At 31.0% G+C, this 21907-nt stretch carries 22 protein-coding genes and 1 tRNA gene; 1 reads left to right on the top strand and 22 read right to left on the bottom strand.

The features are described 5' to 3' along the window. Positions 1–27: 27 nt before the first annotated feature. From ABD816_RS00360 to ABD816_RS00320, 9 genes are all read right to left on the bottom strand, one after another. Complete coding sequence (locus tag ABD816_RS00360) at positions 28–660, bottom strand: hypothetical protein (RefSeq protein WP_344923725.1); 633 nt, start codon at positions 658–660, stop codon at positions 28–30. Positions 661–732: 72 nt separating this feature from the next. Further along, positions 733–2121 (bottom strand): methylmalonyl-CoA mutase subunit beta, encoded by a 1389-nt coding sequence (locus tag ABD816_RS00355; protein ID WP_344923724.1) that lies wholly within the window; start codon positions 2119–2121, stop codon positions 733–735. Further along, a complete protein-coding gene (locus ABD816_RS00350) occupies positions 2114–2473 on the bottom strand; it encodes an FtsB family cell division protein (RefSeq protein WP_425549099.1) in 360 nt (119 codons plus the stop codon). The genes ABD816_RS00355 and ABD816_RS00350 overlap by 8 nt, the downstream gene beginning before the upstream one ends. Before the next feature lie 37 nt (positions 2474–2510). After that, complete coding sequence (gene udk / locus ABD816_RS00345) at positions 2511–3119, bottom strand: uridine kinase (RefSeq protein WP_344923722.1); 609 nt, start codon at positions 3117–3119, stop codon at positions 2511–2513. A gap of 100 nt (positions 3120–3219) precedes the next feature. Beyond that, positions 3220–4302, bottom strand: coding sequence for an anhydro-N-acetylmuramic acid kinase (locus tag ABD816_RS00340; protein WP_344923721.1), 1083 nt, complete (start codon positions 4300–4302; stop codon positions 3220–3222). A gap of 35 nt (positions 4303–4337) precedes the next feature. Then, a complete protein-coding gene (locus ABD816_RS00335) occupies positions 4338–5087 on the bottom strand; it encodes a hypothetical protein (protein WP_344923720.1) in 750 nt (249 codons plus the stop codon). A gap of 16 nt (positions 5088–5103) precedes the next feature. Next, positions 5104–5565, bottom strand: a complete 462-nt coding sequence (locus tag ABD816_RS00330; RefSeq protein WP_344923719.1) for a c-type cytochrome — start codon at positions 5563–5565, stop codon at positions 5104–5106. A gap of 2 nt (positions 5566–5567) precedes the next feature. Further along, positions 5568–6686 (bottom strand): PQQ-dependent sugar dehydrogenase, encoded by a 1119-nt coding sequence (locus ABD816_RS00325; protein WP_344923718.1) that lies wholly within the window; start codon positions 6684–6686, stop codon positions 5568–5570. Between the two features lie 41 nt (positions 6687–6727). Next, a complete protein-coding gene (locus ABD816_RS00320; protein ID WP_344923716.1) occupies positions 6728–9013 on the bottom strand; it encodes a TonB-dependent receptor in 2286 nt (761 codons plus the stop codon). A 170-nt stretch (positions 9014–9183) separates the two neighbouring features. Between ABD816_RS00320 and ABD816_RS00315 the strand changes: the two genes are divergently transcribed. Next, a tRNA-Pro gene (locus tag ABD816_RS00315) sits at positions 9184–9258 on the top strand. Positions 9259–10083: 825 nt separating this feature from the next. Here ABD816_RS00315 and ABD816_RS00310 read toward each other — a convergent pair. The 13 genes from ABD816_RS00310 to ABD816_RS00250 form a co-directional block, all read right to left on the bottom strand. Next, positions 10084–10494, bottom strand: coding sequence for a hypothetical protein (locus ABD816_RS00310; protein ID WP_344923714.1), 411 nt, complete (start codon positions 10492–10494; stop codon positions 10084–10086). Continuing rightward, complete coding sequence (locus ABD816_RS00305) at positions 10491–10964, bottom strand: hypothetical protein (protein ID WP_344923712.1); 474 nt, start codon at positions 10962–10964, stop codon at positions 10491–10493. The genes ABD816_RS00310 and ABD816_RS00305 overlap by 4 nt, the downstream gene beginning before the upstream one ends. Continuing rightward, a complete protein-coding gene (locus tag ABD816_RS00300) occupies positions 10964–13078 on the bottom strand; it encodes a hypothetical protein (protein WP_344923710.1) in 2115 nt (704 codons plus the stop codon). The genes ABD816_RS00305 and ABD816_RS00300 overlap by 1 nt, the downstream gene beginning before the upstream one ends. Before the next feature lie 127 nt (positions 13079–13205). Continuing rightward, entirely contained in the window at positions 13206–14201 is a 996-nt protein-coding gene (locus ABD816_RS00295; protein WP_344923708.1) for a T9SS type A sorting domain-containing protein, read from the bottom strand. A gap of 56 nt (positions 14202–14257) precedes the next feature. Continuing rightward, positions 14258–14716 carry a tetratricopeptide repeat protein gene (locus ABD816_RS00290; RefSeq protein WP_344923707.1) on the bottom strand — a complete coding sequence of 153 codons (459 nt, stop codon included), beginning with the start codon at positions 14714–14716 and terminating at the stop codon, positions 14258–14260. A 597-nt stretch (positions 14717–15313) separates the two neighbouring features. Then, positions 15314–15880, bottom strand: coding sequence for a hypothetical protein (locus ABD816_RS00285; protein ID WP_344923705.1), 567 nt, complete (start codon positions 15878–15880; stop codon positions 15314–15316). Positions 15881–16451: 571 nt separating this feature from the next. Next, a complete protein-coding gene (locus ABD816_RS00280; protein WP_344923703.1) occupies positions 16452–16943 on the bottom strand; it encodes a hypothetical protein in 492 nt (163 codons plus the stop codon). 111 nt (positions 16944–17054) lie between these two features. Further along, positions 17055–17963, bottom strand: a complete 909-nt coding sequence (locus tag ABD816_RS00275; RefSeq protein ID WP_344923701.1) for a helix-turn-helix domain-containing protein — start codon at positions 17961–17963, stop codon at positions 17055–17057. A gap of 187 nt (positions 17964–18150) precedes the next feature. Next, the gene (locus ABD816_RS00270; RefSeq protein ID WP_344923699.1) at positions 18151–18486 is read right to left on the bottom strand and encodes a hypothetical protein; all 336 of its coding nucleotides are present in this window, start codon (positions 18484–18486) and stop codon (positions 18151–18153) included. A gap of 41 nt (positions 18487–18527) precedes the next feature. After that, positions 18528–18737 (bottom strand): M15 family metallopeptidase, encoded by a 210-nt coding sequence (locus ABD816_RS00265; RefSeq protein WP_425549098.1) that lies wholly within the window; start codon positions 18735–18737, stop codon positions 18528–18530. Between the two features lie 646 nt (positions 18738–19383). Further along, positions 19384–19806: a GIY-YIG nuclease family protein gene (locus ABD816_RS00260; RefSeq protein ID WP_344923697.1), complete on the bottom strand. Its 423-nt coding sequence runs from the start codon at positions 19804–19806 to the stop codon at positions 19384–19386. Positions 19807–20027: 221 nt separating this feature from the next. Then, on the bottom strand, positions 20028–20924 hold the full coding sequence (locus tag ABD816_RS00255; RefSeq protein ID WP_344923695.1) for a hypothetical protein: 897 nt from the start codon (positions 20922–20924) through the stop codon (positions 20028–20030). Positions 20925–21150: 226 nt separating this feature from the next. Then, positions 21151–21684 (bottom strand): SMI1/KNR4 family protein, encoded by a 534-nt coding sequence (locus tag ABD816_RS00250; RefSeq protein WP_344923693.1) that lies wholly within the window; start codon positions 21682–21684, stop codon positions 21151–21153. Between the last annotated feature and the right edge of the window lie 223 nt (positions 21685–21907).

The following is a 21907-nucleotide window of genomic DNA, read 5'->3' as shown; positions in this document are numbered from 1 at the left end:
AGTTGTGAATATTATAATTGTTAGATCTTATCCAAATGCTTTCTCTATGACAATCAGAATAGAGAAATAGATGTCAAACGCTATGAATTTTTTGACTTGAGGGGTGTTAATTTCCTTATCTGTCATATAAAAGAGTTTCTGAGCAATTAAAGAAGTGCTTACATTGGCATCATCTTCTAAGGTCTGTATGATCTTTTTAAAATCCTCACTTGCGTTTGTGTTTTTGAGGCATTGTATAAAGCCTCCTCTATAATTGAATGTTAATATTTCTTCTTTTTCTCCTTTGGCAGGTGGGATATATGGAGAAGGTTTTTTTGTAGCTTCATCCTGTTCATAATCACTAAGTCGCACCCAAATTGACTTTTTATCGCTTGCTTTATTCTTAAAATCACGAGCAAGTTGTATGGAAACTGCTGACGGAAATTTTTTCAAGTCAATGGATAAACTTGCGATTTCCATTAAAAATTTACGATATATTTTTATGGTATCGTTGTTAAATTTGTAATAAGTGAAGAGATCTTCTTGAAACGATTCAAAAGATTTCTTAGCAAGATTGCTTTCATCAATAGAAAGACAATCAAATGTTTGTGCTTTACTATATGAGGTAAAAAACAAAGTGACTATTAAAAAAGTCGTCAATGATCTAATCTTATGGGGCATCGATTTAGATTTGATAATGTTAATTAATTGTTAATAAGGCGTAAGATAACAATAAGTATCTAATTATTGGCGTTATATAAGGTTTTTTTCTATTTTTTCACTTAATCTTCTTCTTACAATAGGATTAATAAGGGTTTTTCTTGGTTTTTTATCTAAAGATACTGATTTTTTAATTGTAGGAGTATTCTCATTGTTGTTTTTGTATTTGTTTACTCCTGTTAAAATTAGTTTTTTAGCGTTAAAAAGTTCTTGTTCTTTTTCTGCACTTTCTTTAATTTTTCTTTGTATAATTCCTTGTTTTAATTGGTTCAAATATCCACCATTTTTTTCGATATTTTTAAACAAATCGAGAGCTTTTTCTGCTAATTGATTTGTTATGTTTTCAATGTAAAAAGATCCTGATGCCGGATTGTTTACTTTGTCAAAATAGCTTTCGTTTTTCAAAATTAAAAGCTGATTTATTGCTATTCTATTGCCAAAATCATTCTCCTTGTTATAAATTGTATCATAAGGAAGATTGTAAATTGTGTCTGCATTTCCTATGATCGCGCTCATACATTCTGTAGTTGTACGAAGCATATTTACATTATAATCCAAGATCGTTTTGTTTCTGTGTGAAGGATATGCAAATATATGACATTTTTTTAGTATCCGGTACTCTGAAGATAGAGAAGACCATAATAGGCGTAAAGCCTTTAGTTTAGCTACTTCAAAGAAATAATTCCCTCCAATAGCTACTTTAAAAACAAGGTTCTTGTGTATTAGATCGTTTTTTTTATCGTTAAAATCAATGCTTTTGTCGGTATTTATAAAGTGTAAATATTCATTTGCATGTGCCAGTCCATATGCTAATTGTTGGATCATTGTTGCTCCGGAATTCTGTAACAGACCTAAATCTATACTCAAACAACTTTTAAGGTGCGAAGACTCTTTTATAATTGAACCTAATCTCTGATAATCTTCTTTTAGGCTAGTGAACCAGTTTCCGGTTTTTGCTAAATTTCCTATAATATCGGTAAAAAGGTATAATTCATGTTTTACATGAGAAGCAACTTGGTTTAATTTTGTACAATATTCTACAGAAAGGAAATTAGGTTCTATATATATTGGTATAGTTACAGGAATGTTTTGCAACAGTTCTTCTGGATCAATGGTTTCTTTTGTAATTATAAAGTAGATGCTTTCAGCTCCCTTTTGTATGGCATTAAGTGCCTTTGTATTGGCTGTTTTTGTTTCTGTTACTTCTATTTGTTGAGTATTTTTCCAAGAAGTAGTATGATCAATAGATACACTGTTTTTAGGAAGATCGTTCTTTGAGTAGAAGGGTTTAACGTCAATGTTTTCTAATGATTTGTATATCAAAGTATCATTATAGTCAGCACCTTTTAAATCAAATTGTATTTTTTGTTTCCACTGTTTTGCAGAAACTTGTTCAAAATCAGTAAATAAAGGTTTAGTCATCGTCTTCATTTTTTAAAATACTGTCCTCATATTCTATAATGTATATTTCTTCATCATCACGTTTCATAAAATATTCTTCTCGAGCAAATTTTTCGAGCTCATTACTATCTTTAAGCGTTTTTATATCTTTCTGATCTTTAATAATCTCTTTTTTATAATATTCCTTATTATCTTTTAATTCTTTAATCTCCTGATCAAGCTCTCTATGAGTAAACCAAGAGTTAGCATCTAAAAATAACATCCAAACCATAAAGACAAGGACTATGAGGACATATTTATTTAAAAATATGGCAAAAACAGGAATCAATGCAGGTGTATTCCTTAGCTTTTCGAAATAGCGTTTTAGCTTCAATCTGGATTATATAATTTTAGTTATAAAGGTACAAAAGTTAAGTCAAACGTTCTTTTACAATTGTTCGAACAATATCAATAGCGACATTATTATAGTTATTATTTGGAATAATTAAATCAGCAAACTCTTTAGTTGGATCAATAAATTGCTGGTGCATAGGTTTTAAGGTGTTCTGATATCGATCTAATACTTCTTCCATGTCTCTGCCTCTTTCAGAAATATCTCTTTTTAATCGTCTAATAAGACGTTCATCACTATCCGTTTGTACATATATTTTTATGTCAAACATATCCCGTATGCGAGGATTGGTAAGGATCAAAATTCCTTCTACGATGATTACTTTGCTAGGTTTTGTAATAACTGTTTCATGAGTTCTATTGTGATCTACAAAGGAATAAACAGGTTGTTGTATTGTATTTCCATTTCTTAAATCACTAAGGTGGGTTACTAATAAATCAAAATCAATGGATTGTGGATGATCAAAATTTATTTTCGTTCTTTCCTCATAGCTTAGGTGGCTGGTATCTTTGTAATAGGAGTCTTGTGAAATAACACATACTTCGTTTTCGGGTAATTCATTTACTATTTGATTTACTACAGTTGTTTTTCCGCAACCTGTTCCTCCTGCAATACCAATAATTAGCATGTATATTTTTTTTGGCAAATTTAGAAATAGTTTTCGAGTTATGACTACTTCTCAATTCAGAATTCAACTTAGACTTCTGAAGTAGATTTGCATAAACGAATTATGGATAGAATACCACACCAGATACGCAATCTTTTTTAGCTCCTGTAACAGAGCTTAAGCAATTTATTTCATTTCTTTCTCTTAAAACACCCAAGAAAGCAAAGATTAAGGCTTCTTTGTAATCAATACTATTTTCATCAGGTATAATTATTTTAGAAAATTTGCTTAATCGTTCTTGTAAAGTTTCTATTAGAAAATGATTTTTAGCTCCCCCACCAGTAATAAAAAGTGTTGAGTTCTCTTTTTTTGTCTCTTTCAGGCTGTTAGCTATTTGTTCTGTAATATGATATACAGAGGTATGCAATAAATTTTCTACGGTATCATTAGTATTATTGATAATCGGGATCACCTTATTCATAAACCACTCATACCCTAATGACTTAGGAAAAGGCTTTTTATAGTATGTCAATTCATTCAAACGATTCAATAAAACTGGGTTTAATTTTCCTGTATGAGCTAATTGTCCACCGTGGTCATAATCTAAATCAATTTGCTTACAAATAAAATTAAGTAACATATTTACTGGAGAAATATCGTATGCTATTCTTTTATCTTCTAATTGAAACGAAATATTACTGATGCCTCCCAGATTAAGACAGAAATCGTATTGACCAAATAGTAATTGATCGCCAATCGGAACCAGTGGTGCTCCTTGACCGCCAAGTACAACATCTTTTGTTCTAAAATCTGCGATTACCTTTTGATTAGAACTACTTGCTATATGCTGTCCAGAACCTATTTGATAGGTTAGTCCAATATCTGGTTGATGAAATACAGTGTGACCGTGACTGGCAATAAAATCAATTGTTAACTTATGGCGATTGATAAATTTTTTTACTTGTTTTCCTAACCAGATACCATATTCATTACCAAAGGTTAATAATGAAGCGGCGTCCAGCTGTACTGTGTTTTTTAACTTTTCCCTAAATTCAGCCGTATAATCAATGCTTTCTACCACCGGAATAGTAAAAGACCAATTGTCACCAATTTTCTGGAAGTGACAATAAGCGATATCAAGGCCATCTAGTGATGTGCCAGACATCAATCCTATTACTTTATATATTGTAGGGGTTACTACCATTTGTATGCAAAATAATGATACTGTTTTTTTTAAAACTATATTTTATTAATATATTGAAGGTCCAGTATTTCTGGATCGATCTCTGCCAGTGATTTGTTGTAGTAAAACTCTATGATCTCATTTTCCAGATAAGTTTTGATTTCATATTTCTTTTCTTCATTAAATAATGAAAACACCTGTGCTGCTGCTTGTTGTTTAAAATCTTTAATAAGTTGATCAGGTTGTTCTACCATATTAATACCTTTATACGTATCAAATTTTTTCTTCATCCATCTATGACTAGCTAGTCTGACTTGATTTTTGTAAAGTTCTTTTTCAATATGATTTATTTCTTTGGTATTGGTAGGATCTTCTTTTTGTGTCCGATCCAATACTGCTTTTGATTTTGTGAATTCTCTTTCAAGTTTAAAATCGATACGTTTCATATCTCGTTTTAATTTTTCTATAACTTCGTATAGTGAGTTATTATATAGAATTACAAACTCTTCATATCTGTATAAAGCATCGAGAAACAAAATTGCATTTTCTTTATATAGTTTAGGTAATGCCTGATCTTTTGCAGCTATAAAAAGATGATCTAATTCTACTTGTATTTCTGCAGGGATACCAGAATACTTAGGACTGTTTTTAATGGCTCTTAGTTTTGCGGTTATTGAAAGCCTAGAACCTCTAAATGCCTCTGACTTATATCTGAATTTATACGTGTTAGGAGATTCCTCATATCTTCCTTGAGCATATCCAATAGTCCCCAAGTATACTATCATAAAAAACAACAGAACCTTCATAAATTATTACTTACTCTTATTTTTCTACAGCGGTTACTTCTTCTGTAGTCACCATTTTTTCTTGTGTATTTCCCCAGTTACTCATAATATAATTCATAACATCTGCAATTTCTTCATCTTCTAGTCCTAACGAGGACATAGCGCTATTAAAAGATTGACCATTTACTTTAATAGGACCTTGTAAACCGTATTTGATAGAATGAATACTTTCTTGTCTCTTAGTTACTAACCAGTCAGATCCTGCTAAAGGAGGAATCACTTTTGGTGTTCCTTTTCCATCAGGAAGATGACATTGCATGCAGAAGTCTGTATAAATTTCTGAACCCCGCGCAATACTTTTTGATAGTTCGGTATCTTGATACAATGAGGTGTATTCTGTGCTATTGTTTTTATGCGCTTCTTGACCAGTCAGAAGAGAGAGACAGCTTAGAAAGACAATTGCTTCCAGGAGGATGAGTTTTTTAACGTGTTTTTTCATCTTTAATTAGGTGTAATTTTTACAATTCCTTTATTCTCTACGGCTACATAAATATATCCATCTGGTCCTTGTCTTACATTGCGAACCCTACCGATGTCTTCTACAAGTTTTTTTCGTCCTATTACTTTATTGCCATCCAGTTCAACTAACTCCAGATACTGAAATTTTAATGATCCTACGAGCAGGTCATTTTTCCAGTCGGGGTATTTATCACTAGTAACAAAGGCCATGCCACTGGGAGCAATAGAAGGAACCCAGTAATACATAGGTTGCTCCATTCCTTCTTTAGCAGTCATATCTGTAATTGATGTACCACTGTAATTAATACCATATGTAATTACTGGCCAGCCATAATTTGCTTTTTTCTTAATAATGTTGATTTCATCTCCTCCTCTGGGTCCGTGTTCGTGTACCCAGATAGTACCAGTTGTAGGATGTAGTGCCATACCTTGAGGGTTGCGATGCCCATAAGAAAAGATTGCTTTTTTGGCACCTTGTTGATTGATAAAGGGGTTATCTTCCGGGATACTTCCATCATCATGTAATCTATATATTTTACCTCCATCTCTAGTGATATCTTGTGGATTTTCATCTCTATTTCCTCGTTCTCCAATGCTGAAATATAAGAAGCCGTTTGTGTCAAACTCTATTCTAGATCCAAAATGATGCCCTCGTGTTGTATTAGGAGTTCCTTTATATAGTTTTTCAATGGAGGTAAGTTGGTTATTTTTTAATTGCGCTCTTATCAATGCTGTGTGACTCCCTTTTTCTGAACCTTCTGTAGAAGAGTATGTGATGTATATCCATCCATTTTCTTCATACTTAGGATGTAATTCAATGTCCAGTAAACCTCCCTGGCCTCTATTAGATACTTCGGGTACATTGCTAATGGTATTCTTTTTTCCTTCCTTATAATGAATAAGTTCTCCACTTTTCTCAGTAATTAACATGCTGCCATCAGGCAACCAGACCATTCCCCAAGGGATTTGTAAATCAGGTACCACCAGCTCAGTTGTATAATTTTTAGGGTCCGTATCCAATAGAATATCGTTTTCCTTTTCCTGAGCGCAGGAACTAAAGATGGTTAGCAATACTACTCTAAATATTATGATCTTTTTCATGATTCACTTTTAGTTTACTAATGAAAATTACAAATAATTATTTATAATCTATAATTTATATCGACCCCACTAAATGCATTAAAAGGTAACCCTGGGTAAAAATACCTGGGAGCATTAGCTCCAAACCCAGTGGCGTTCACCTGAAGCTGTGATGCGTATGTAGTATCCAATATGTTATTAGCTCCTATATATATATTATAACGCAAATGTTTGCCAAGATTGTTAGCATATCCTATTTTCCCATGAATTAGTTGATAGGTTTTACTAATTACTGTATTATTATCATTCGCAGGAATCTCTCCTACATGTTGAACGTTTAGATTGCCATACAGCCCTTTTGTAGTGATGAGGTCGATTCCTGCATTGATCACTTCTGATGGTACACCGGTAAGATCATTTCCTGAGAAATCACTTTCTAAATCAATAAATTCATCAAATTTATAATCATACACAGAGGCATTTACAAAGAAATCCAGATAGCCGGTTTTAGTTTTGATTAGTGTATAATTAATTTCGCCTTCTATGCCATTATGAGTTGTTTTTCCTGCATTAATTGCAAAGAAGTTATCTTCTGTAGTTCTTCTGGTAACCAATAAATCTTTTACTCTAAGAGAATACAAAGATAAAGTACCTTTTAGTTTATTATTTAAAAGAGTGAAACGACTTCCAATTTCATAGTTCCAACCGATTTCTGGCTGTAAATCCGGATTGAATTCTGCATCAGGCAGTAAGGTTTCTGAAGTAGTAGGAGTAGAGAATCCATGAGCAATACTGCCATAAGCAATTACTTGTTCGTGTAATTTATAATTAATTCCCAGTTTAGGAGAAACTATAGGAGAAAAAGAAAAATCGCCAGAACTGTCAATACCATTATCCATGAAATTATCCTGAATATCAAAAAAAGTTTGATTGAGATGTATACCAGCATTAAAACGTAGTTTTTCGGTTGCTTTTACAAATACTTCTGCAAACAAAGTGTAGTAAATTCTTATTTCATCGAGATCAGATAGTTGACTACCTCGTATGCTACCCGTTCCTGTAGGAAACTCTTCATACAAGTTTTGGTATGTACTATTATCATACAGTTCATAGAATAACTCACCACCTATAGTCCATTTGATAGCTCTTTGCCCTAAGGAAGTATTACCTATTATTCTACTTCTTATCCCTGCAATGTTTGATTTTTCTTCTAAAATATTAAAAGGCCTATCTTCATCATTGGTTCTGAAAGATGTAAAAATACTGGTGTGTTGTGTGAGATTTTTATTGTAACCGTGTTGCCAGGTAAGTCCGAATATTCCATAATCTACATCTTCATTAGCTTGCGAATTCCCCCAGGTAAATGCCGCCTGACGAGGAGAATTTATATAGTCTTCCTGATCTAAGGAACTTGGTATTTCTGCTTTTAGATTCATAAAACTACCTAAAAAAGAAAGTGTGTCTTTTATTCCTAATGTAATGCTGGAAATTGCGGACACTGTATTTCTGTCATATTCATTGTTGTATCTATATCCATCTGAATGTGTATTGCCATAAAGAATAGTGAGGTTTGATTTTTCTCCTCTGATGGAAGCTTTTGTTACGAATCTACGTAAGCCATAACTACCTAGGGATGTTGATACTAAGGCGTCAGTTTTTTGCGAGTATGTATATTGTGGTTTTAGTAGAATTGTACCTCCCAAGCCTACACCATAACTACTGGCAGCAGGTCCTTTATGGATGTCAATTCGGGAAACCGAGGCAAGTTCCAGATCCTCTATGGATGATTCTCCATTACCATCTGTCAATGGGATATCTCCAAAATAGGTTCTGATATTGGCAGTACCAAATAAGTTACGTGCACCAATGCCTCTTATGGTAATTCTATTTGTATTAAGTGTTGCATTTTGCATAAAAACGCCAGGAACTTTATTAAGAATTGGGTGTAGTTCTACCATGTTACCACGTCTCATATCATTACTGTCGATTACCTCTACAGATTCTGTAGCATATTTTTCTGGTATTAGAATGGATTGACTATTAACATATACTTCACTAAGATTGGTAACGGTTGGAGCCAGTTCTATAAGCAGGTACTGATCTTTACTGAAACTGATTTTTTTTGTTTGATATCCCATCTGTGAGATTTCTATTATATTACCTTCAATCATAAAATTAAATTCCCCGTTAGTATCAGTGCTTGTTTGATTACCAGAAATCAGATCTGTTATCTTACTGTTAGTCAATAGTGCTCTGGTATTTTGATCGATTATTTTTCCAGAGACAGTATATTGAGTATATGAGCATGTAGTCAATATTAAAAAGATGAATGTTATTATATTTTTCAAAAAGGTATTTTTTTCAAATATCGTGTACTCTTGGTATATAGTTTCTTAAAAATAACTTATAATTTAGAGCAGAGCAGAATGGAGTACGGTTTTATAAATCTTTTCAAGTTTTGTATAGGTTTTAATAAAAGAGTTTACATATATTTGCAGCCGTTAAAAGATAATCAATTCGGGGTGTAGCGTAGCCCGGTTATCGCGCCGCGTTTGGGACGCGGAGGTCGCAGGTTCGAATCCTGCCACCCCGACTAATATAAAGCCTTCATTGTCAGTAGACAATGAAGGCTTTACTAGTTTAGAGAGGGAAGGTTGGCAGTAGAGGTGGCAGGAAAAGCCACATTAATAGATAGTTTTAAACTAAAGAGTAAAGACCAGTATCAAAATATGCCACAGTTCAAAAAAGCGAGACGTGTAAAATCAAATTCAGCAAAAGGAGATTATAAACTTTTCTATGTCTGGGATACTCAAAAGGGCGATCTAGTCCGCAAAAGAACATTTTGGCTTTGATAATGACCCTGATTATACGTTGTACGGTTTTAAGCATACAGCTTGCGTGAATTGGTACAAAGCAGAAAAGATATTATCAAAATTCAGAAAATGTGCCGTCATACCACGGTAAAAACTACTGAAAGATATCTTAAATCAATGGGACTTTTGGATGACGAAAATGCAGTTGCCATGCTTCCTGAAATATAGAAGTGTAATTAAATAATTACATAGTCATTTACTAAGATGTTACCAGAAACATCAAATATCTGTAAGTATAAATCTTTGTCTAAATCATTATTTTGTTTTGCCAAATCAAAAACTGAATTTATTCAATTTTGAATCCCTCCAAAATCCATAGTGAAGTCTCCGGATTCATTATGAATTAATAAAAACTCTTTTTAATATTAAATTTTTGATTTTGTGTAAACATACGCCCTCCAAAATTAGGATTTATTATTTTATTAATCTTTTTCATAGCTTATTGAATAATGAAATTATGTTTAATTTTTCTGTATCTACAAAAATGAAAGTGTTATAAATAGAAGAGGGAATAGTTATACACCACTCCCTCTTAATAATCGTTATTACTCTATTTCGATACCAGTATTCATTTCAATGAATTTTATTTTAGCATCTTCTTTTGTAACAAAAATGACCACATAGTCAGTTAAATAATTTAAAAGCTTACGGTTATTTAATTTTCTAGTTTTCTTCTTGTTGTAAAATAATTTTGAAGATCTAATGAATTTTTTGAATTTTAAAACTTTTTCAGGCTGTAAATTGTAATGATCTTGCTTTTTATCAAAAAAGAAAAGCCCTCCTTTATTATAGTAACCATCTTTAATTAAATAACTATCTTTTGATACTTTAGAAGTAATAAGATAATTTTTATCATATTTAAAAAATAAAGTATCTCTCTTTTTCTCCTGACTTAAAAGAATGGAAGTAAAAAGTAAACTTGTTATAACCGCTATTGTCTTAAAAGCTTCTATCATTCAATTGCGTGGATATAAATTTTATAAATATGATAACAGGAATCTACAGAATTTTTGATAACAGCAAACTTATCAATATATTTTGAATGAGATTTGATAAATTCTATACCATTTTTTAAATCATAATTATCTAATTTACTAGCCTCAATGGATTTAACCTTGGAACTAAGAGTAAACTGTAACCAAGGATCAATAAAAGGTTGATCCTTAACTATGAGATGTCCATTTTTTGTTAATTCATAAGGAGATTTTAATTTTTTATAAATACTATCTTGAGACTTTTTTGCATTTAATCCTTGTTTGTCTAAAAACAGAAATACGTCTCTATCATTCTCAATAAGTATTAACTCATCTTTTCTATCTAAAAGAATAAAAATACTTTCGCTATTTAGAGGTGGATTACCTTCTTTATGATTTTGAGAATATACATTGGCAGTAGTTAACAATAAAATAATTACAAACTTTTTCATTAATCACAATTTTTTTTATCTGTTATCATAAATTTTTTCCATTCATTCTGTAATCTACTTTGTTCATCACTATCAAGTTCACGAAATTTCGTCGTTCTTTGTAATCCTTCCCAAGCAATGTCAATATAAAATCCATCACTTCTAGAAGCATTATCGTAATCTTTCAAAGCTTCCGCAATAACACCAAGATATCTCTGAGTCATTAATTCGTGTTGATAGTAATTCAAACCATAAAGATTAATTGCATCGAATAACTCAGGAAACCTATTTGATTCAGTTAACTCATTTAATTGTGTTGAAGTAAGATTATCAAAAGTTATGCCGTTATTTAAGATAGCAATCAAATGCCTATGCATATCAGCGTGTATAGCTTCATGAATTATTGTACGGGCTAATCCTAATTCTGTCCTTTCATCTAAATTTGTTTCATTTAAAGTTATCTTAATAACCCCGTTTTGATTAGGAACATAGGTTTGACCGTTAATTTCATTGCCAAAAGCGTCATTAGGTATCGGAGATACGGTAAAAAGGAGGTCTAAAGATACTGGGTCGGGACTTTTAAAATTATTAATGATGTTTTTGAAACTATCACTTCTTGATTCCAGTTTTTCATAAACACAATTTGCTTTAGAACTTGAAAAACTTAAATCCTTTATTACTCTACTAAAAAAATCTACCTCCCCTCCATTATTTAAAACTTCTACAGCTTCTTTAGCAAATAGCACTGAATCTTCACTATAATTGTTAGCATCAAGAAAGTCATTTAATTCCTGATTTCCCTGCGCCATAAGCATTGCTAACTCAAAATCTTCATTACCTAATAAGATATTGCCAATAGCAATACCATTAGGGTACAAAGAACTACCTATGTTATTAGCAAATTTAATGTACATTCTATCTCTTGATTCTGTCCGTGTGAATTCAAAAAGAGTGCCAATTTGCTCATCTGTTATACTAGGAGACCGATTTATATTATTTCTAAAAAAAATATCGCTTATTATTTTTCCTTTATAGTCCTTTCTTACATTAGGGTTCTTAAAGAATTCGTAAAGCACATTGCCAAACCCTTCAAAACCTTCATCAAGAGCATTTGGGGTCAGTTTAAAAGAAACTGCTAGATTAGGATTGAACGCATTTTGTTTAAAGTTGATCCCATCTGGATCATAAAAAGAAGGAATAGTATTAAACTGCTCCCCACTAAAGTAGGTATCAAATAAGAAATAAGTACAGTTCATTTCTGGCTTATCATAAGTAGTTGACCCTATATATGAAAGTACTTCGTCCTTTAGATTTATATTAACATTGAGATAATTTGCTGTAGTTTCTCCTAGCGAATTAATTGCAAATAGCTCAATTGCTTCTTTGTCAGTATAATCAGGTGAATATGATTCATTAGAGCCTACTGCCAATGCTTCATTATATGCTTGTGTAGACCCATCTGTATTCAGGATCGGAGGATCATAAACTCCTAAAGTAGGACCTACTCGCCCCCTCTCGATTAAATATGCCTGCATTAATCTTATTTTATCTTCAAAATTACCATGACTATCAAAATGATTAAGATATGATTGTGCAATAGCCTCCCTTAACGAACTATCATCTTTCTCTAATATAGATAAACCGGTAATGATTTTATGAGGAAAGGCATAGCTATCGTTAAGATCATCTAATTTATCATTGACTATATTTAACTTATCATTTACTTGTGAGGTGCTTGTTAAATCTCTTAAATATGTATCATCATCTAATTTAAGGTATCCAAGCTTACTTGATGAGCTAGATAATTCATTTTTTCTTATATTAAGCACTTGTGCTTCTGGAAATACTGTAGAAAGTCGATTTCTAATTTCCCTATAATTACTTATATAATTATTTCTGACGGTTTTTATACCAATTTTTGACCTAAACTCAGAGTAAGTTTCATTGAAAAGTCCCAATGCGGCATCATCAAAATTGTCATAATCTTCGTTTAATCGATCTTCTATCTCTTTTTCAAAAATATCTTCTAATTCTCTTAGTCTTGCAGCTCTTAGTGCATTGGAAAGACCCTGAAGGTTTATAGTAGTCTCAGTATATTCTACATAAAAATTACAGTCGCAATGTTCTGATGGCATTTAAAGCCTTCTCCTTCTCTTGCCAAAATATCAAATTGAGCTAAAATAGCTGTAGGATTTAGATAGCAAAAAAGTATAAAAATAAAAGTTACTAATTTTTTCATTGTATATATTTTAGATTTGATGATTAATGTTTTATAATAGTTTTTGATAATATTTTTTCTTCTCCATTTGAAGGGTTTACGGATAACCTTACAAAATAGATTCCGGATGGATAAGCATCTGTAACTATCATTTTATAATTAATCCCAGCAGATTGTAATTGGTTAGGAATTATTGTATTCATCAGTATTCCTTGAGAATTGTAAATTTCCAAAGTAACCGACGCAGAGGTTTCTAATTCATAACCAATTGATAAGTGAGTACTAAATGGATTGGGATACACAAAATATGATTCCTCTAGCACATTATCTTTGAATATCCTTGTTGCATATCCAGTAGGTTTAGCCACCATTAGCATAGGTGCCCCGGGTTCGTCACTATACTGAGGAGTTTGATAATTCAAGGTAGCAACTAAATATTCGTCTACTATCAATTCTTCACTAGGTACAATACCAGACGATTCTGTATTTCTAAAAAAAGATGTAGGAAACTGACTTGATGTTATTGTCCTTATTGAAAAAAGACCATCTTGCATTTTGCGTGATATACTAGAATTTCCTATATCATCAGGAAATAACTTATTAATCTTGAAAGAACGATTATTAAATGAGACAGTACTTAAAAAGTTTTCTGCAAAATAACCGACTGAATTACCTTCAAAGCTAATTAAGTAATCAAATTCATTAAGAGATTCATTAAATAAGATTTGAAGATTTATATCAGTAGTACGTACAATTTCTTTACCTGACCAATCATACTCTATAATTTTACCTTCATAAAAATCATATAGATATTCATTATGAGCATTGTCTACCTGAGTATTAAATTTATCTATGTAAAAAGGTAAATCAGGAACTACGGTTTCATCTGGAGTATATTCATAATCCCCATTTATTAAATATGCTAATAAGTTTTCACTATTATCGATATCGTTTTTCGAAAGTATTTCTAAGCCTAAACTTTCGTTTTTTATAACTCCATATCCGAAAAAATGACAAATTCCTAAATAATGTTTTGACATCGGATATTCACTATTATTAAAATATGTTACAGCCTTCGTATAATCTTGATTTACGCTTAACCCTTTAAATAAAAATATCCTAAAGCAAATAAAGCTTTTTGATTCCCTGCATCAGCGGAAATAGTAAACCATTCTTTTGCTTTAATGAAATTCTGTTCTACACCTATTCCATTTTTATAGAATAACCCGAGAAGAAAAGCAGCTTCTTGATTACCAAATAAAGCAGCGTGTTCTATATTATAAAAAGCTGTCAATTCATCTGGTTCGGAAATGTATCCTTGCCATTGATAAATTCCTTTTACTAAAAAAGCATCAGTTGAATATATTTCTAAGCAATCACTCGTTAGATCAACAATACTTTCTTGATAACTTTCTGGTAGTGGTGCGCCTTGTGTCAAATAGGTTAAGGCAGTTTTTAATTTATGATCACAGTCATTTTCATCATCAGATTGACCATAGCCTATGGTGATAAAGCATAGTATCAATAGGCATAAATAATGTTTTGTTTTTTTCATTTTTAAAGATTTAAAGTGTTAAAATTTTATATTAATACAACGTTGTGTGAGTAAGTAACAGAAACAGTTAATTTGTTACCTCAATTCTTCAATTTTCTAATTCATAGGCATCATTTTTAGTTAAACAAAAATTGTTTTGGAGAGCTTATTTTTAATTGATATTTGAATCTTCTAATCCATATTTTAATAACCTCTCTATTAGTAAGTAACATTGAGCAGGAAATTGTGACCCTGATTTAATAAGAAATTTCAATTTTTATAATGTGCTGGCACAAAACTAGATAGGAAGCAAATTATATTCGGTTGGTAAATCTTTACTTTCGTTTGTAAATATTTGTAGTCGTTTGTAAACGTATATTATCTGTGTCCTTGAAATAAGGGTTGTAGATAGTTAAGAGATCATTTATTTGTAATATCGGGGAGGCTTTTCTCCTGTTAGGGTTACATACTACTGTCGGTTAAGTAGTACAGAATATCTCTATGTAATGGAAGAAACTTTGGCGAGCTTCCATAGAGATTTCAGCAGTATGTTTAGTGGAGAAAAACTCCCGATATCATGGATCGGGGTACTATAGAAAGATCATAGACCAAACTCAATCAAAAGCTACTATTTTCCTCTTTATTTTTCTCCCAATAATTTTTAGGATTGATACTTCTAATTACTTTTTTAATGCTGGCCATAGTAGTACGATTTACTTTAATCTTATTTGTTTCCTTTTCTACTTCTATGGGAGGATTTACACTGCTCAAAGCTTGTGCAATAATATCTTGTGGCGAATTTGTATCTGTCCAAGCTTCGATTTTTTTTTGAACTAGTAATTTTTCTTCATCTGTCAATTTTTGATAGGTTGTATTCATACTTAGCATAGGCAAGAGGTCTTGTAAATTATATACAGGTTCAGGTGTAAAATTAGCTTGTGAACTTTTTCTCAGGATCACAAAGATTCGTGCTTTATAAATGATTTTTAATGCTTGATTTTTTGATTTTCCTTTATCAAAAAGTTTGATCATCCATCTAAAAATTATTTTTTCATAACATCTAGTATGAGTATTGTTGGTAAATACAACAGTCATAAAATCTTCCATCTGCATTCCTAAAGATTTAACTATGTAACCCATAAACTCATTTTGTTTTAGATTGGTTTTTAGAGTGTTATTTTTCATATTGGATATAATTTGAGTTATATTATTTTTCCTAGACAAAGGTCAAATATACTGTTGGGAGATATTCAAAAACAAGTAGTTGTAGTGCAAATTCCGTGAAAACGCACTGCGACTTTACGGAATTTACAGTACTATTTTTTAATTTACCGGATAGCAACTGGTAAAAAGACTCTATGAAGTAGTTCAATCTATTTGTTTAATGCTTATAACCCCTTATCAAAGTATTAAAAAGCCTTTGATAAGTGCATTTTTCCCAAATTAGATAGCTTTAATCCCTCCTCATATGGGGTATCATCCATTAAAGAACTAGTTTAACGAATTAATGAAGTAATTAGAAGTAGTTGTATAATGCATCTCACAACTTGTTCAAAGGCATAGATTGAGTTATTTGGTGCACGTAAGACTTGCTTAAATGCATTGCTATGGTTATTTTATATGCAAAAAGGTTTAATAGGGGCTTTAAGTACTTTAATTAGTAACCTAGAAGTACATATAGATGGGATTACATCTATTAAAAATAAAAAACCACTATATAATCGGTTTTTTATTCTAGTTTGATTGTTAAAAATTATTAGGAGGTTGTTTCATCAGAGGTATTTGATGTATTATTTGTAGTTTTTTTAAATAGTACTTTCATATCTTCATATACTGTTTTTGCTCCAGGCTCATTTTCACCCGCTAGAAAACGAACCATTCTATAAAAAGTTAGCGAATTAGTATAATTATCGTGATCCAGTAAGGTTTTTGTATCTAATAGTTGTTGTGATAAGCTTCCTAATAACTGAACTCTATCTTCTACCTGTTTACGAGCTGTGTAATCATTATCAAATTCTTCTTTATCCAGAAACTTTGGAACCCAAGAAGGGTTTTGTTCCATATAATTTTTGGCTTTATCCACTATCAATTTGTTTTGATTGGCAATACGACCGTATTGTTGCCTTTGATCAGGAGTAAGATTTACCGTTTTTCCTGTTAATACCGTTTTGATTCCTGCAAGATGTCCATCTAAGGTTGCTAATTCCTTATCTGTAAAATTGATACTTATTAGATTCTCTAATGCCATTTTTATAATTTTAAATTTTGGCAAAGCTATAAGTATTTAAAGTGATTAAACAAGAGGTTGTAGTGACGATTCAGTGAAAACGCACCTATAAAATAGCTAAAAATGAAGCTTTTATTTTTTTAGTTGATTTATATAATGTGATGGATACATTTCCATTTTTTTTAAGAATGCACGTGAAAATGCATTGGATGTTTTGAAACCAATTTCTTCCGATAAGGCTTTTATACTATATTTTGAATAAGAATTATCTGAGTGAAGTTTTTTGATCAGATATTCAATTCTTAAATCATTGATGTATTGCGTAAAACTTTTATTTTTCTTCTGATTAATTGCTTTAGAAAGATATTTACTATTAGTGTTTAATTGTGTAGCAAGAGAATTCAAGTTAATATCTGAACTAAGGAACTTATTTGAGATTTCAAAATTCTGTAGTTTATCAAGAATATCTTCGATGATTTTATTTGGCAAGCTATTTTGCGAAAAATTCAATTTAATAGAATTGATGCTATTTCTAAGTCTGTTTAACTGACCTTCATAAGTTACTTTTGAAATGCTAATAGCTTTATTAATTTTAAAAAATATAAAAATTGAAATTACGCATATGAATATTGATAGAAAAATATAAGCCATTAAGTTATAATCTATATTTGGAATAAAAACCCAAGTATTGTAGAATATTGCTGAAGCAAAAGGAGAAATCAAAGTGTAACGTAACAATTTTTGAACTTCTTTATATCTATCTTCAGTTGAAGGAATATAAGTGACAAAAAATATACCTACACTAAGAAAAAGAATACTGATATGTACTCCAAACGAGTATAAAAATGACTGAACACTTGTAAAACCAAAAAGTCTTTCATCTAAAACTTCATGCTTAATAAATGAGTGTACAAAAGGTAATACACCACTAATTAGAATAAGAAAATATCCTATTTTTTCTATAATAAATAGACTAGAAATATTCTTATCTATAACGTCATTAGTTTGCTTTTTATTGATTTCTTTTAAATTAAAAGACATTTGATCTTCTGTTTAACTATAGTTAGTTACTTTCTCTATAACACAAAGAAAGTAAAAAAGGGGAAAATTTAGTTACGGGTTTACCTCGTATTTTGTTCTAAACATGTGTTAAAGTGTCGAAACATGCAAACATATCTAAACATTATTAAGCCTAATAGGAATTGAGGATTAAATTTTAAACCTATATTCAAAACCATTTAAAAAATCTTTTCTTTCTTTTAGGTTTGATAATTAGAGAATCTTTTATAGGAATCTTCAAATTAGCTTCTGTCTCCGGAACAAAATTTAAGGTAGAACCCTTCTTCACTTTAGTATCTATAATATGGTTGTCAATAGAGATATGTTCTTTTTTAGCTAATTCAATAACAACACGCTGCAAAGTATCCGTACGACTTTCTAATAGCGTGTAGCTTTCATTTAGTTGCTCATACTTACCATTGATCTCATTCGTTTGTTTTCTGGCTTCTGTCAGCTTCTTATGGAATAAAGAATTGCCAAAGTAAAAACCAATTCCTAAAATCAATATCCCTGCGATAAGATGTCTAACGATGGGTAGTTGTAGTGTTATACCAGTGTTACATAATTACCCTTTCTTAATCCCTGACGATACAAGGTAGCCAGTTGCGAATGGTGTTTTCCAAAAGTCATTTGAAAGTGTGGTTTGTCTTTTTTCTTCCAATCACCACCCCAAACGAACCCCATCGCTTTACCTTTCTTACCTATCTTGCTCCAAATGGGGTTATTCCAGATTGCTTTACCGTTTTTAATCTCCACTACATCAAAGGCAAGCCCATAATTATGATAGCTTTCACCAGCTTCGGCATGCGTTACTATGTTACCAGGAGTGGATCTTCCTTGATTGTATAATTTGGATTGATTTAGTATGTTTTCTCCCTGAATTAGTTAGTAGTTAGTCTGATTTAGGTTGAAATCTGATGAATGTCATAAATAGAGGTTTATAAATGGAAGAAAAAATAAAAAAATAAAAAGTGTTGTTTTCAAACTACTACGCTACCACACTTCACAATTTGTTACCACAACAACCACATTTTCCTTTGTATAGCTGCCTTTATTCTTATTACTATTATATTTAATATTAAGTATATATAATATATAATAATAGGTATGTAGTAGGTGGTACTGTGGTAGCGTAGTTTTAGTGAAATATTAGAAAAGAGGATGTATTGTTGTAAATCAGGCTTTTAGCTTAATAAGCTTCAAAAGATGTAAAATGTGGTTTTGAAACTTGATGTGGTAGCGTTTGTTACCATAAAAAATTGATACTGTTTGGAGTATCGGTTTATCCTAATTTTATTATTGTTTTAGTCATTTTGCAAAGAATTTAAAATGCGAATTATTATCTAATTTTATTAGTTTGGCTAAATGTAGAGCAACCACCATCTGTATTACGCAAAGTTTTTCAGTTTTCATTCATTCTGAATGTGGTTAAATCGATTTGCCTTGCATTTTTAAGAAGTGTTTTATAATCATTAGAAGACATAAATTTTGTAAATCGAGCTATAATCTTTATACTATTTGATGATGGTTCATCTTGCCATCCATTTCCATGTTTTGCTCCACGAATTAAATGTTTTCCATATTTTTTCGAATACTGGATTGCTGTTCCAATTTCTAAATTACCGTGAGCAAATCCGTGTTTCATTTTATAATCTACAAGTTTTTTTATTTCAACTATCTCTATTGCTTTATATTCTTTTGTCGCCATAGCTCCTCCATTTTTGAAATGAGTTCTTAGTCTTTTTTTTAAGTTTTTAGTTGAGCCAACATAAAAACCTCCATTTTCTAATTTAAGTACATAGATGAAATATAAATCCCCTTCCATTTATCTAATTTTTTTTATTTCGCCTAACATCTTAAATATTGTTATCATGAAAACTAAGAGTAGTGAACTTTCGATTAAGCATTTAACCAAAACTTTTATTTTGTTCTATCTTTTCATTTTTAAAGCCAAATTAAAAGATTTGGCGGACTTAGTTTAAAGCTCTAAACTTTGAATTAAACACAAAAACCCTTATTAATTATAGCATTGTTGGCAACTGCCTTTTATTCGTTGGTATTTATTAAATGTTTTATTGGGATACTTTTTTCTTTAAAAATTTGCATGTGATTTTCAATATCCCCGAAAATATCTTCAAATCTATCAAAAGTTGATTCATAACCATAACCTCCTTCTTTTTTATATGGCTCCTTGAGTTTTACGACTCCTACTTTTTCAAATTTTTCTTTAAATTCGAAAAAAGCTTTGTGAGTAACTAAATGATATGATAATCCAAGAAATTTATTTGAAGTATTAGGTATTATTTTCCATAGCTTGTCAATTTCTGGTTGCATTTCGACTATTTCTTTTTTGTCATATCCACAAGGTATCCATCTACCTGTAATTGCAAAATCTTTTATTACTTGATTGTCAGGTTTAGTTTCTCCAATATATGTTGTTCCAACTAAATCATAAGTACACTGTCCTCTTTGTTGGGTTATTTTTGCGCAAATTACTGCACGATAAAGCCCATCATTTAATTTAAAAGTCAACAGGTCATTTGGTTGGAAATGAAAGTTAATTACTTTACGATATTTTTTCGGTTTACGAATCTTTTCGTTTTTGACACTTATTTTTTTAATGAGACGATTGAGTGCTTGTTCTCTTTGTTTTCCAATTTTTTCATTACATTCTTCAGTCCAAACTTTCACTCCAACTCCTTTCAAAATAGTATCATTTACTTTTTGAAATAAAGAATCATTCATTAATCCAATTTCCCAAAAAGCTAAAGCCAAAGAAGTCAAATAAATTTCATAGTCAAAGTCATCATAATAGTCAATGTCGTGTAAGAATTCTTTTTGTATTTTTTTGACACTTATTTCATTATCATACATGTCCATAATCCCCCAATAGGTATCATGTGCTGTATCTCCATCTATTATTTTTGGTCCATCAGTCGCCATTATATTCTTTGATTCTTATGGTTGTTGCTAACGTTTAATATATGGCAAGTTGGGCAGAAAACAAGCAATTATTTTCGGTTTAGCCACAAGCCAAATCTTTTGTATTTTGTTTTAACTTTTCTCTTTAATACCAAATCAAAAGATTTGGCGACTTTGCAAATAGACAACGACCTTTCGATTAAACACTAATCGCCCTATTTGCTATATATAGTGTTGTAGAGCGTTTTTATTTCAAATACCCAATATGTTTCAATGAATCAATATTTTGTTTTAACATATTAACCATATAGTCACTAAATGATTCCGCCCAGACCATCGGACCATTTTTTAACCAATCACCTTGTTCTGCAAACATATAAACCTTAGGGTTCTCACTTCCGTCAAGTTTTATATATTGATAAGCAGTCCCTTGATGGCTCATTATTACAATTGCATCCTCTAATAATTTTTCTCCATCAAACCCATATTCATCAAGAAGTTCTATAGCGAATTTCTTTAGACTCACATCTTCGTTGTAAATTCCCTCTTCTATATAGTCTTCATAAGCTTCTCCAATTAAGTAACGGTAGTAAAAGTCCGAACCTCTCATTATTTGACCACCTTTTAAACCAAACCATCTTAAAAATTCTTTATAAGCTTCGGGGATTTTTACATTGAGTAGAGATTCAAGAGCTACAATTTGTTCGTCATTACAACCTCTGAAGTCTTTAGTTATTTCAGGATAATCTTTGAGATATTTTTTTGATTCGGTTAAGTACATTCTGTCTTATATTCTTTTTATAATATGTTAAAAGTAGCATAATTATTCAAGATTTAACTCATTTATTTTAGGGAAATTTACTTTTCTTATTCCTCTTTCTTATTCCTCTTTCTTATTCCTCTTTCTTATTCCTCTTTCTTATTCCTCTTTCTTATTCCTCTTTCTTATTCCTCTTTCTTATTCCTCTTTCTTATTCCTCTTTCTTATTCCTCTTTCTTATTCC

Origin of the sequence: Aquimarina addita, from assembly GCF_039539305.1 — a bacterium.
Classification (GTDB): domain Bacteria; phylum Bacteroidota; class Bacteroidia; order Flavobacteriales; family Flavobacteriaceae; genus Aquimarina; species Aquimarina addita.
Note: the sequence above shows the minus strand (reverse complement) of the source record. Positions and strands in the feature narration are given on the sequence as shown.